A 13,125-nucleotide genomic window follows, 5' to 3' on the forward strand; every position below is an offset into this window, starting at 1 on the left:
CCCGCCATGGCGTGATGAACGTGAGGAAGCCGGCGCATTTGTGGATTTGCGAAGAGGCCTCGCCACGGAGCCACTTTTTGCGCAAAAACCAGGGCTACAATCGCCGCCGTCAGGAGAGAGCTTCCTCGCGGAAGCCGCCGAAGGCGCAGTGGCACTGGTGATCCCACGCTGCGAACGCTCAGGCAAAAGGACTGATAAAACGCCCGTTCACAAAACGTCGGGCGTCCTCACTGGAGAGAGACGGGTTTCGAGCCCGTCCACCGAAGGGGCAAGCTGTTGGCAATACGCCGGTGGCCAATCTCTCAGGTAAAGCGGACAGCGAGGGCATTCCCCCCACTCCTTGAGCCGGTCTCAGGGGCGTGGGCCAGATGATTGCCCTCGAAAGCTGCTCCCATGTCCGCTGCTGACTCCTCCGCTCCCCTGCTCAAGACCCCCCTGCACGCCCTGCACATCGAACTCGGCGCCAAGATGGTGCCCTTCGGCGGCTACGACATGCCCGTGCAGTACCCGACCGGCGTGATGGCCGAGCACAAGCACACCCGCGCGGCCGCCGGCCTGTTCGACGTGTCCCATATGGGTCAGGTCCGCCTGATCGGCGACGGCGCTGCTGCCGCGCTGGAAACCATCGTGCCGGTCGATGTCATCGACCTGGGCCTGTTCAAGCAGCGCTATGCCTTGTTCACCAATGAACAAGGTGGCATCCTGGACGACCTGATGATCGCCCGCCGCCCGGACGACCTCTTCGTCGTGGTGAACGCCGGCTGCAAGGTGCAGGACATCGCCCACATGCAGGCCAAGATCGGCGACAAGTGCCAGGTCTTGCCCCTGCCCGAGCAAGCCCTGCTGGCCCTGCAAGGCCCGCAAGCCGTGACCGCCCTGTCGCGCCTGAACCCTGAAGTCGCCAAGCTGACCTTCATGACCGGCGGCTTCTTCAATCTGGACGGCATTGAGACCTTCCTGACCCGCTCGGGCTATACCGGCGAAGACGGCTTCGAAATCTCGGTCCATCAAGACAAGGCGGTCGAGCTGGCCCGCAAGCTGCTGGCCCAGCCGGAGGTCAAGCCCATCGGCCTGGGCGCGCGCGATTCGCTGCGCCTGGAAGCGGGCCTGTGCCTCTACGGCCATGACATCGACACCGGCACCACCCCGGTGGAAGCCTCGCTGACCTGGGCCATCCAGAAGGTGCGCCGCGCCGGTGGCGCCCGCGCCGGCGGTTACCCCGGCGCGGCCGTGGTGGACGAGCAGCTGGCCAAGGGCGCCACACGCAAGCGCGTCGGCCTGGTCAGCAGCGAACGCATGCCGGTGCGCGAAGGCGCCAAGCTGGTCAACGCCGAGGGCGTGGAAATCGGCGTGGTCACCAGTGGCACCCTGGGCCCCACGGTGGGCAAGCCGGTGGCCCTGGCTTACCTGGCCAAGGAATTTGCGGCCCTGGGCACCGAGGTCTTCGCCATCGTCCGCGACAAGCGCACACCGATGACGGTGGCCAGCACCCCGTTCACGCCCAACGGCTACTACCGCGGCTGAACGGACGAGAGCCGGCTCGGCTCACGTCGCGCTTGCCCGGCACCGATCGGGCACCCTACATTTCATTTTCTTTCTCCTTTCCACCTTCCGAAAGCAACGGAGCACCGCATGAGCAACATCAAGTACACGCCTGACCACGAGTGGGTCCAGATCGAAGCCGACGGCATCGTCACCGTGGGCATCACCGTGCACGCACAAGACGCCCTGGGCGATGTGGTGTTCGTGGACCTGCCGGCCGTGGGCAGCAGCTTCGAAGCCAAGGAAGTGGCGGGCGTGGTGGAGTCGGTCAAGGCCGCCGCCGACGTCTACATGCCGGTCGCCGGCGAGATCACCGAAGTCAACGAAACCCTGCGCGACGACCCGTCGCTCGCCAACAGCGACCCGCTGAAGACCGGCTGGTTCTTCAAGGTCAAGTTGAGCAATCCGGCCGAGCTGGACGGCCTGATGGACAGCACCGCCTACGACGAGCTGGTCAAGAACAGCTGATCAAACCGGCCGCGGCGGCTCCATGAGTGAGGCCGCGGCACCCCCTGCCACAGAGCGCAGTCCTTGCGCCTTGCTGTGGCAGGCTCTCCCGAACACAAACAGCCTGAGGCTGCCACAAGCGGCGCCAGGCTCCAAGGATTTGCCATGTTGATGTCCGCCCTGCAGCCCCTGTCGGTGCTTGAGAACGCCACCGAATTCCAAGCCCGCCACATCGGTCCCGATGCCGCTGACGAAGCCGGCATGTTGTCGGTGATCGGTGCCGCCTCGCGCCGCGCCCTGATCGAAGCCGTGGTGCCCGCCAGCATCAAGCGCTCGGTGGGCATGGACCTGCCGGCTGCCGCGACCGAAGCCCAGGCCCTGGCCGAGCTGAAGGCGCTGGCGGGCAAGAACAAGGTGCTCAAGAGCTATATCGGCCAGGGCTACTACGACACCCTGACCCCGGGCGTCATCCTGCGCAACATCCTCGAGAACCCCGCCTGGTACACGGCCTACACGCCCTACCAGGCTGAAATCTCGCAAGGCCGCATGGAGGCCCTGGTCAACTTCCAGACCATGGTGACCGACCTGACCGGCATGGCGATTGCCAACGCGTCCATGCTGGACGAAGCCACCGCCGCCGCCGAAGCCATGACCCTGGCCGCCCGCGTGGGCAAGAGCAAGAGCCAGACCTTCTTCGTCGCCGACGACGTGCTGCCGCAAACCCTGGAAGTGGTGCGCACCCGTGCCGAGCCCCTGGGCTTCAACGTGGTGGTAGGCCCGGCTTCCGAGGCTGGCAAGAACGAGTGCTTCGCCGCCCTGCTGCAATACCCCGGCGTGAACGGCGATGTGCGCAGCCTGCAAGCCGCCGCCGACGCGGTCCATGCCCAAGGTGCGCTGCTGATCGCTGCCGCCGACCTGCTGGCCCTGACCCTGATCAAGGCCCCCGCCGAGCAAGGCGCCGACATCGCCGTGGGCACGACCCAGCGCTTCGGCATGCCCATGGGCAATGGCGGCCCGCACGCCGCTTACATGGCCTGCAAGGACGAGTACAAGCGCAGCCTGCCCGGCCGCCTGGTCGGTGTGTCCATCGACGCGCATGGCAAACCCGCCTACCGCCTGGCCCTGCAGACCCGCGAGCAGCACATCCGCCGCGAGAAGGCCACCTCCAACATCTGTACCGCTCAAGTGCTGCCGGCCGTGGTGGCCAGCATGTACGCCGTGTACCACGGCCCGCAAGGCCTGAAGCGCATCGCCCAGCGCGTGGCCTCTTTCACCGCCGTGCTGGCCGAAGGCCTGAAGAGCCTGGGCTTTGCCCTCGGCAACGCCAGCGCATTCGACACCCTGCATGTGCAGACCGGCGCACAGACCGCGGCCATCCAGGCCCGCGCCGTGGCCGCCGGCATGAACTTCCGCCGCGCCAGCGCCGAGGCCCTGAGCCTGTCGCTCGACGAGACCACCACCCGCGCCGACCTGGCCGCCGTGCTGGCCGTGTTTGCTGATGGCAAGGCCCTGCCGGACCTGAGCGCGTTCGACAAGGGCATCGCCAGCCTGATCCCGGCCGAGCTGCAGCGCACCAGCGCCTACCTGAGCCACCCGGTGTTCAACCGCTACCACTCCGAAACCGAAATGCTGCGCTATCTGCGCGGCCTGTCGGACAAGGACCTGGCGCTGGACCGCAGCATGATCCCGCTGGGCTCCTGCACCATGAAGCTGAACGCCACGGCCGAGATGATCCCCATCACCTGGCCCGAGTTCGCCGGCGTGCACCCGTTTGCCCCGCACGATCAGCTGCAGGGTTATGCCCAGCTGAACGAACAGCTGACCGCCTGGCTGTGCCAAGCCACCGGCTATGCCGGCATCAGCCTGCAGCCCAATGCCGGCTCGCAAGGTGAGTACGCCGGCCTGCTGGCCATCAAGGCCTGGCATGAGTCCCGCAATGAAGGCCATCGCAGGATCTGCCTGATCCCCGAATCGGCCCACGGCACCAACCCGGCCTCGGCCCAGATGGTGGGCATGCAGGTCGTGGTGACCAAGTGCGACAAGGAAGGCAATATCGACCTGGCCGACCTCAAGGCCAAGTGCGAGCAGCACAGCGCCAACCTGGCCGCCATCATGATCACCTACCCCTCGACCTACGGTGTGTTCGACACCCAGGTCAAGGAAATCTGCGCCCTGGTGCGCAGCCACGGTGGCCGTGTCTATGTGGACGGCGCGAACATGAACGCCCTGGTCGGTGTGGCCGCACCGGGCGAGTTCGGCGGCGATGTCTCCCACCTGAACCTGCACAAGACCTTCTGCATTCCGCACGGCGGTGGCGGCCCGGGCGTCGGCCCGGTCTGCGTGGTGGCCGATCTGGTCCCCTTCCTGCCCACCCACCGTTCGGCCGGCTACGACAGCAAGACCGCCATCGGCGCCGTGTCCGCCGCACCGCTGGGCAATGCCGCCGTGCTGCCCATCAGCTGGATGTACTGCCGCATGATGGCCGCTGAGGGCCTGCAGGCTGCGACCGAAGTGGCCATCCTCTCGGCCAACTATGTGGCCGCCCGCCTGGCCGATGCCTACGACATCCACTTCAGCGGCAATATCGAGGGCATCAAGGGCGGCGGTGTGGCCCACGAGTGCATCCTGGACATCCGCCCGTTGAAGGACGCCACCGGCGTCGGCGCCGAAGACGTGGCCAAGCGCCTGATCGACTACGGCTTCCATGCGCCCACCCTGTCCTTCCCGGTGGCCGGCACCTTGATGGTGGAGCCGACCGAAAGCGAATCCAAGTTCGAGCTGGACCGCTTCTGCGACGCCATGCTGGCCATCCGCGCCGAGATCGCCAAGGTGGCCGACGGCAGCTGGACGGCAGAAGACAACCCGCTGGTCAACGCCCCGCACACGGCAGAAAGCCTGCTGGCCGCCGAGTGGACGCACGGCTACAGCCGCGAAGAAGCCGCCTACCCGGTGGCCTCGCTGCGCCGCCAGAAGTACTGGGTGCCGGTGGGCCGCGTGGACAACGTCTACGGGGATCGCAACCTGAGCTGCTCCTGCCCGCCGATGAGCGACTACGCCTGAGCGTCCCAGGACGCTCGGCACCGCCCTGCCAGAGCCGGCTTGCTGTCTGATGGACCTCTCACCATCGACGCCAGCCGGCTTTTTTGTCACAAGGCCGGCCTGATTCATCGGGCCGTGCTCGAATCTCACACCAACGCTTGGAGGCCCCATGGCCGTTTCAGTCTTCGACCTCTTCAAGATCGGCATCGGCCCGTCCAGCTCGCACACCGTGGGCCCCATGCGTGCGGCACGCATGTTTGTGCAACGCCTACGCCACGAAGGCCAGCTCGAGCGCACGGCACGCGTGATCTCGCAGATGTATGGCTCGCTGGGCGCCACCGGCAAGGGCCACGGCAGCGACAAGGCCGTGCTGCTGGGTCTGGCCGGCCATGAGCCGGATACGGTCGATGTCGAGCAGGTGCCGGCTTACCTCGACGCCATCCGCAGCGGCGGCCGCATCCGTCTGGGCGGTGAGCATGAGATCGAGTTCAACGAGGCCAAGGACCTGGTGCTGTTCAAGCGCCAGAGCCTGCCCTTCCATGCCAACGGCATGCGCTTCTCGGCCTTTGATGCCGAAGGCGTGGAGATCCAGCAGCGCACCTACTACTCGGTCGGCGGCGGCTTTGTCGTCAGCGACGAGGTGGCGGCCGACGGCAGCAAGCAAAAAGTCATCGCCCCCGATGCCACCGTGCTGCCCTACCCCTTCAAGACCGGCGACGAGCTGCTGGCGCTGACGAAGCAGCACGGCATCAGCATCGCCGAGGTGATGCGCCGCAACGAACGCCACTGGCGCAGCGATGAAGAGACCCGCGCCGGCCTGCTGAAGATCTGGCAGGTGATGCAGGACTGCGTCAGCCGCGGCTGCCGCACCGAGGGCATCCTGCCCGGCGGTTTCAAGGTCAAGCGCCGCGCCGCCCAGCTGCACCGCGACCTGACCGCCAACCCTGAGGCAGCCCTGCGCGACCCGCTGCAGGTGATGGACTGGGTCAACCTCTACGCCCTGGCCGTCAATGAAGAAAACGCCGCTGGTGGCCGCGTGGTCACGGCGCCGACCAATGGCGCGGCCGGCATCGTGCCGGCGGTGCTGCACTACTACAGCCGCTTCGTCCACCACGCCAACGACGAGGGCGTGATCGACTTCCTGCTGACCGCCGCCGCCATCGGCATCCTCTACAAGGAAAACGCCTCGATTTCGGGCGCCGAGGTCGGTTGCCAGGGCGAGGTGGGCGTGGCCTGCTCCATGGCTGCCGCGGCCCTGTGCCAGGTCATGGGCGGCACGCCCGAGCAGGTCGAGAACGCCGCCGAGATCGGCATGGAACACCACCTGGGCCTGACCTGCGACCCGGTGGGCGGCCTGGTGCAAATCCCCTGCATCGAACGCAACGCCATCGCCTCGGTCAAGGCCATCAATGCCGCGCGCATGGCCTTGCGCGGCGACGGCACGCACTTCGTGAGCCTGGACAAGGTCATCAAGACCATGCGCGACACCGGCGCCGACATGATGACCAAGTACAAGGAAACCGCACGCGGCGGCCTGGCGGTGAACATCGTCGAGTGCTGACGCCGATCGCGCGCGCTGGCACGAAAAAGGCGACCCTCGGGTCGCCTTTTTTCATGGATCCAGCAGGGCTCGCAGGATCATCAAGCGCGACGGCGGCGCGAAACCGCACCCAGGCCAGCCAGGGCCAGGCCGACCAGCAGCAGGGAGCTCGGCTCCGGCACGGTCGAGGGCGGCTGCACCGAGCCATTGCGCACGCTGAAGCTGTAGCGGCCGGCGACGTTGGAATTCAGGGAGCCGGCAACCAGAGACTGAGCGCCGCCGTCCAGCAACGCGCCGTTGATGGCCGAGCCAGGCAGCTCGAAGGAGTTGCTGTTGCCGTTAGACCAGCCCACGCGCACCGAATTGCCGCCTTGGCCGTTGCTGCCGCCGCTGCTGGTGGCATCACCGGTTTCCCACTGCACCTTGTCGTAGTTGAACTCGAAGTCGAAGTCGCCGGCATTGATGTCCGAGCGGTCGGTGATGACGAGCTGGAAGGTGTTCAGCTTGTTGGCCTGGGTGTCAAAGTAGCCCACGTCCAGCCAGTTCACGCCGAAGACCTTGTGGCCGTTCAGCAGGCCGGTGCCGTACTGGGTCACGCCGCTGCGGGTATTGCGGGTGTCCACGTCGGCAAAGAAGGCCGCCAGGATCTGGCGGTTGGTGCCCTGCAGGCCGAAGGGCGTGTAAGTGTCCAAGGCTCGATCAAACGTCACGTTGCCGTTGTTGTTGACGAACAGCTGGGTGAACTGGCTGCCGAAGAAATTGACGTTGAAGCCGATGTTGACCAGGCCGGTGGAGCCATCGTCATTGCGCGGCAAGGTGTTGGCCGAGAACAGGTCGGTGTGATGCACAGCGCCCGCCAGAGCCGAAGAGCTCGCTGCCACCAGTCCCGAGACCAGCAGTGCGGCGGAAAACAGAGTCTTGATCTTCAATTCGTATCCCTACAAGTGTCCAAAACAAAAGTTCGCCCATTGGCGAACTTGCTTTGTGAAGCAGGGTTCATGCCAGCGCACCAAGTCCTTGTGGCGCGGCAATTTGCACGAAACAGAACGTAACGTTGTCAGAAAACCCGACAACGTGGTAACAACTGCATACAAAAAACCCATGACCTGCGGCACGGGTACAGACTGCTAGACCGGGCTTAGCGCTTGATTGGCGGGCTGTCCTGAGGCAGCCAGCGCTTGTAGATGGCCGCAAAGCTGCCATCGCGCTTCATGGCATCGAGTGCCCGCTGCCAGGCTTGAACGACACGGTCAGGGGTGTCACGCGAGAAGGCGATATACCCTTCGGCGCTGGCATAGCTGTACACGATCTCCAGCGCATCCTCGGGCACGCCGGCCTGCGCCATGATCTTGGGCATGGACAGACGTTCGGTGGCGAAATAATCCGCCCGCTGGGCCAGGAGCATGCGGATGGCTGCCTGCGGATCGGCAACGCTGACCAGGTTGCGAAAGCCCAGCTGGCTCAGCTCCTCCGAGGTGTACCAGTCACGCACCACCAGCACCGACTTGGCCCGCTTGGCATCGTCCATGCTGCGCAGTCGCAGGCCACCGCGGGCCGGCGCATAGATCGAGCTGTAGAAGGTGACCACCGGCCCCACCCACTTGAAGAGGCGCTCTCGCCCTGGCGTGCGTGCCATGCTGAACAAGGCGGTTTCGCCACCCAGTTGCACCTCGCGGTAGGCACGCGCCCAGGGTTGGAACTCGATCGGCAATTCCTTCTTCAGGCGCCGCTGGATCTCCTGCACCACCTCGACCGCCAAGCCCTTGGCCTCGCCGTTCTCGCTGAAGTTGATGGGAGCGAACTCTTCGCTGAGCAGGCGTTGTTGGGCTTGCGCTGGCAGCGTCGGGCCGATTGCTACCATGAGCAGGCAGAGCAGCCATCGGCAAGGGCGCGCCGTGTGGCGGCAGGCCTGCCGCCAGAAACCAAAACGAGGGAACATGGCTGCGCAGCATAGCCAAGCCTGAGCCCCTTGCTGCGGCCGGCCCCGCCGCGCGCACGGGCAAATCGTTCCGAACTCACGCGAGCGATCCTGTCGTACAGGAGAACACGCCCCTCAAGAAAAAGAAACGGCGCCCCGAAGGGCGCCGCCGTGAGTCAAAGACCTGGGGCTGCCTGCGGCATCAAGCGCTGGCGCTGGCGCCGGCGCCAAGCGCTGGCAGCTCGGCCAGCATCGCCTCCTGCTGAGCGGCCGGCTTGGGTTTGCGCTCCCGCACCAGGTAGGAATACAGCACCGGCACCACCACCAGGGTCAGCAGGGTCGAGGTGATGACGCCGCCGATGATGGCCCGGCCCATGGGGGCTTGCACCTCACCGCCCTGGTTGAAGGCAATCGCCATGGGCAGCATGCCAAAGACCATGGCCGCCGTGGTCATGATGATGGGGCGCATGCGCACCAGGCCGGCCTCCAGCAGCGCCTCGGGAATGCTCGCCCCGCCCTTGCGGGCGTGGTTGGCAAAGTCGATCAGCAGGATCGCGTTCTTGGTCACCAGGCCCATCAGCATGACCAGGCCGATCATGGAGAACACATTGAGCGTGGTGCCGGTGAACAGCAGGGCCAGCATCACGCCAATCAGCGACAGGGGCAGCGAGGCCATGATGGCGATCGGCTGCACAAAGCTTCCGAACTGGCTGGCCAGCACGATGTAGATGAAGATCACCGCCAGGCCCATGGCCGCCAGCAAGCCGTTGAATGCTTCCTTCTGCTGCTTGCCGGCGCCATCGACATTGAAGCTGACGCCGGGCGGCAGCTCCATGGACTTGACGATCTTCTGCACATCGGCATTGACATCACCCGAGGGGCGGCCCTCGGTGCCGGCAAACACGGCCTCGCGGCGCTGCAGGTTCTGGCGGCGGATCACCTCGGGGTTGAACACCGATTCAATGGTGGCCACCTGATCGAGCGAGATCGGCGAGCCATCCTTGGCGAAGGCCACGGGCAGCTTGAGCATCTGATCGATGCGCTGGCGTTGCTCGACCGGCAGGCGCAGCAGCACCTCGACTTGGTTGCCATCGGGCGTGGTCCAGTAGGTAGCCACCTCGCCGTTGACATAGGCGCGCAGCGATGCGGCCACCTGCGGTGCGGTCAGACCCAGCTCGCGAATCGCCGAGTCCTTGAGCTTGACGGCAAAGGCCGGCAGGCCGGGCTTGACCGTAGTCTCCACATCGACGGCGCCCTTGACCTTCTTGATCTTGGCCACCAGATCGTTAGCGACCTGGGTCAGCGCCTCGGGGTCATTGCCCAGCAAGGTGATCCAGATCGAGCGGTCGCCGCCCACGCTGGCATCGACGCCGGGAATCTTGGCGATCTCGGCGCGGATGGCATCTTCCACCTGCTTCTGGCTGCGCTTGCGGTCCTTGCGGTCCACCAGCGAGATGTTCAGCGAGGCCTGGTTGCGGCCGGTGGCCATGCCCTCACCCGTGCCGCCGACCACGGTGGACACGGTCTTGATCTCGGGGAACTTGCCCAGCAACTCCTCGACCTGCAGCACCTTGGCATTGCTGCGCTCCAGGCTGGAGGCCACGGGCAGGCGCAGGTTCACCTGGGTGAAGCTGTCATCGGTCTTGGGTGCAAACTCGGTGCCGACAAAGCCGGCCAGCACCAGGGCCAGCACAAAGCTTCCGCCGCCCGCCATCATGACCAGGCCACGCGGTGTGATGGTGGCCAGGCGCAGGCGGCGCGGGGCGCTGCGATCGCGCTGGCCTGCGGCGTCGAATGGGCGGCCCCAGACCGGAATCGGCAGTGCAAACAGGCGATAGCGGCGGCCCGAGAAAGCCCAGCGAATCAGGCGCTCGTAAACCCGGTGCAGCACATCCATGCCGTGATCGGTGGCGCGGATCAGGTGGCCGATCACCGGCAGCTTCTTGACGTAATGGCTTGGCGGGTCCTTCCAGACCGAGCTCAGCATGGGGTCGAGCGTGAAGCTGACGAACAAGCTCACCATCACCGCCACCGCCACGGTGATGCCAAAGGGGTAGAAGAACTTGCCGATGATGCCGCCCATGAAGGCCACCGGCACAAACACCGCGCAGATGGCAAAGGTGGTGGCCATCACCGCCAGGCCGATCTCGTTGGTGCCGTCAAACGCCGCCTGCTGGTGGCTCTTGCCCATGCCGACATGGCGCACGATGTTCTCGCGCACGACGATGGCATCGTCGATCAACAAGCCAATGCACAGCGACAGGGCCATCATGGTCATGAAGTTCAGCGTGAAGCCGAAGGCATGAACGGCGATGAAGCTGGAGATCACGGCGATCGGCAGGGTCAGGCCGGTGATGATGGTCGAACGCCAGCTGTGCAGGAACAGGAAGACGATGGCCACCGTCAGCAGCGCGCCCTCGACCAGGGTGTGCTTGAGGCCGTTGAGCGAGTCCTTGACGTTGTCGCTGGAGGCGTAGATCAGGTTCAGCTCCACGTCCTTGGGCAAGGTCTTGCGCAGCTCGGCCATGGCCTCCTTGACGCCCTCGCCGGTGTTGACGATGTTGGCATCTTGCTGCTTGAAGACATTGAAGGTCACGGCGGCCGCACCATTGATGCGGGCCAGGCTGTCCGGTTCGCGCTCACGCTCCACCAGCTGGCCCAGATCGCCCAGGGTCAGCACCAGATTGCCGCGCCGCGCCACCACCACCTTGGCAAAGGCCTTGGGGTCCTTGACCCGACCTTCCACGCGCAAGATGGCATCGGCACTCTTGTCCGAGATCAGGCCTACCGGCTGGTCGACATTGGCCTCGCGCAAGGCCTGGGCAATCTCGGCCGGTGTCACGTTGTAGGCACGCAAGCGCATCGGGTCCAGATCGATGCGCACCTCGCGCGAGACCAGGCCGCCCACGTCCACGCGGGCCACGCCGTCCACGCGGCCCAAGCGCTTGGCGATGATGAGCTCACTCATCATCGACAGCTCGCGCGCCGGCCGTGTCTTGCTCATCAGCGCAGCCAGCACCACGGGCTGGTTGTCTTCCATCTGGGCGCGCGCCACGGTCGGCGTTTTTGCTTCCTTGGGGAAGGCCGATTGCGCCAGCGAGACGCGGTCACGCACCTCCTGCATGGCGCGGCCCATATCGGTGTTCAGGCCGAACTCGACCTGGGCCTGCACCCGGCCCTCGAAGCTGCGCGACACCACGCGTTCGACGCCGGCGATGGTGTTCAGCGATTCTTCGAGGGGCTTAGCGATCTCACGCTCCACCGCCTCGGGCGAGGCGCCGGGATAGCGCACATCGACGGACGCGACGGGGATGGAGATGTCCGGCATGTTCTCCACGCCCAGCTTGGCGTAGGAGAACAGACCCAGCACACACAAAGCCACCATCACCATGGTGGCGAAGACCGGGTTTTGAATCGAGACGCGAGTCATCCACATGATGCCGGTCCTCGCTCAGGGTGCGGTGGCCGCAGCCACCTTGGTCTTGGCCGCCACGACGGTCGCCTTGGCGCCCTCGCGCAGATTGTCGAAGCGTGCCGACAGCACCTGGGCCGCCGGTGTCAGGCCTTGCAGCACCTCGACCCGCCCTTCCCTCGCGTCCCGGCGGCCGGTGGTGACGATGCGGCGCACCAGGGCGCCGTTCTCGATCAGCCAGACCTGCTCCTGGCCGCCATTGCTGCTCAGCGCGGTTTCCGGCACGGTCAGGCGCTGGGCCTCATCGGCCAGCTCGACGCGAGCCACGGCGTACTGGCCGGCACGGAACTCTTCCTTGGCATTTGCCAGCTCGAGAGTCACGCCGATGGAACGCGTGCCCGGTTCGGCGGCCGGAGCGATACGGCTGATGCGGGCCTGGACGGGCGCCTCATGGCCTTCCACCTTGATCTGCACTGTCAGGCCGGGCTTGAGGCGACTGACCTCGTGCGTGCCCACCAGGCCGGCCAGCTCCAGCCGGCTCAGGTCGACGATGCTGAGCACCTGTTGCTCGGGCGCCAGCTTCTCGCCAGCCACCGCATGGCGCTTGGACACCACGCCGCTGATCGGCGCCACCAGGGCCGCCTGGCGCAGGGTCACCTGGGCCGTGTCGAGCTGCGCACGGGCGCTGGAGAGTTGGGCACGCGCGGCTTCCAGGGCCGCACGCGAGGTGTCCAGCGCGGTGCTGGCGATGAACTTCTGGTCGGCCAGGCCCTGGTTGGCCTTGAACTGACGTTCGGCCTGCTCCAACTGGGCACGGGCCGATTCGACGCTGGCATTGCGCTCGGCGATGCGAAAGCGCAACTCTTCCAGATCGATCTGCCCCAAAGCCTGACCGGCACGCACACGGCTGCCCTCGGCCACGGCCAGGCTCAGCAAGGTGCCGCTGGATTTGGCCCGCACGATGGCGGTGTTGGGCGCCACCAGCGGGCCCGAAAACTCGATCTGGGCTGGCATGCGGGTCAGGGTCGGTTTGACCACCTCATGCGGCACAAACTCCAGCGTCACCTTGGCCGGCCCGGCCTCGGCCTCTTTCTTGGGCGTGTCGCCGCCCTTGCTGGCCCATACCGTCACGCCCGCGCCCCCGGCCAGCAGCACCGCTGCAATTCCACCAACAAGCCATTGTTTGCGCATGGAGTCCCCCATTCATCTGTCAAAACCACAAAGTGG

General features: G+C 65.9%; 8 protein-coding genes and 2 riboswitches. Of the genes, 4 read left to right on the forward strand and 4 right to left on the reverse strand.

The features are described 5' to 3' along the window. Positions 1–100 precede the first annotated feature (100 nt). Positions 101–204: riboswitch (glycine riboswitch) on the forward strand. A 16-nt stretch (positions 205–220) separates the two neighbouring features. Further along, positions 221–329, forward strand: a riboswitch (glycine riboswitch). A 64-nt stretch (positions 330–393) separates the two neighbouring features. The 4 genes from gcvT (at position 394) to AC1Q6P_RS12375 (ending at position 6,589) form a co-directional block, all read left to right on the forward strand. Beyond that, positions 394–1,524, forward strand: a complete 1,131-nt coding sequence (gene gcvT / locus AC1Q6P_RS12360; RefSeq protein ID WP_492664112.1) for a glycine cleavage system aminomethyltransferase GcvT — start codon at positions 394–396, stop codon at positions 1,522–1,524. A gap of 108 nt (positions 1,525–1,632) precedes the next feature. After that, complete coding sequence (gene gcvH / locus AC1Q6P_RS12365; protein WP_102770358.1) at positions 1,633–2,010, forward strand: glycine cleavage system protein GcvH; 378 nt, start codon at positions 1,633–1,635, stop codon at positions 2,008–2,010. Between the two features lie 144 nt (positions 2,011–2,154). Further along, complete coding sequence (gene gcvP / locus AC1Q6P_RS12370) at positions 2,155–5,049, forward strand: aminomethyl-transferring glycine dehydrogenase (RefSeq protein WP_492664113.1); 2,895 nt, start codon at positions 2,155–2,157, stop codon at positions 5,047–5,049. Positions 5,050–5,197: 148 nt separating this feature from the next. Then, entirely contained in the window at positions 5,198–6,589 is a 1,392-nt protein-coding gene (locus AC1Q6P_RS12375) for an L-serine ammonia-lyase (RefSeq protein ID WP_492664114.1), read from the forward strand. Between the two features lie 80 nt (positions 6,590–6,669). Here AC1Q6P_RS12375 and AC1Q6P_RS12380 read toward each other — a convergent pair whose 3' ends face one another. The 4 genes from AC1Q6P_RS12380 to AC1Q6P_RS12395 form a co-directional block, all read right to left on the reverse strand. Beyond that, complete coding sequence (locus AC1Q6P_RS12380; protein ID WP_492664115.1) at positions 6,670–7,497, reverse strand: nidogen-like domain-containing protein; 828 nt, start codon at positions 7,495–7,497, stop codon at positions 6,670–6,672. 209 nt (positions 7,498–7,706) lie between these two features. Further along, complete coding sequence (locus AC1Q6P_RS12385) at positions 7,707–8,429, reverse strand: substrate-binding periplasmic protein (RefSeq protein ID WP_271009403.1); 723 nt, start codon at positions 8,427–8,429, stop codon at positions 7,707–7,709. A gap of 259 nt (positions 8,430–8,688) precedes the next feature. After that, on the reverse strand, positions 8,689–11,922 hold the full coding sequence (locus AC1Q6P_RS12390; protein WP_492664116.1) for an efflux RND transporter permease subunit: 3,234 nt from the start codon (positions 11,920–11,922) through the stop codon (positions 8,689–8,691). Positions 11,923–11,937: 15 nt separating this feature from the next. Continuing rightward, positions 11,938–13,089: an efflux RND transporter periplasmic adaptor subunit gene (locus AC1Q6P_RS12395; RefSeq protein ID WP_102770352.1), complete on the reverse strand. Its 1,152-nt coding sequence runs from the start codon at positions 13,087–13,089 to the stop codon at positions 11,938–11,940. Positions 13,090–13,125: the final 36 nt, after the last annotated feature.

The sequence above is a fragment of the Roseateles sp. GW835-FHT13E02 genome (genome assembly GCF_058794035.1).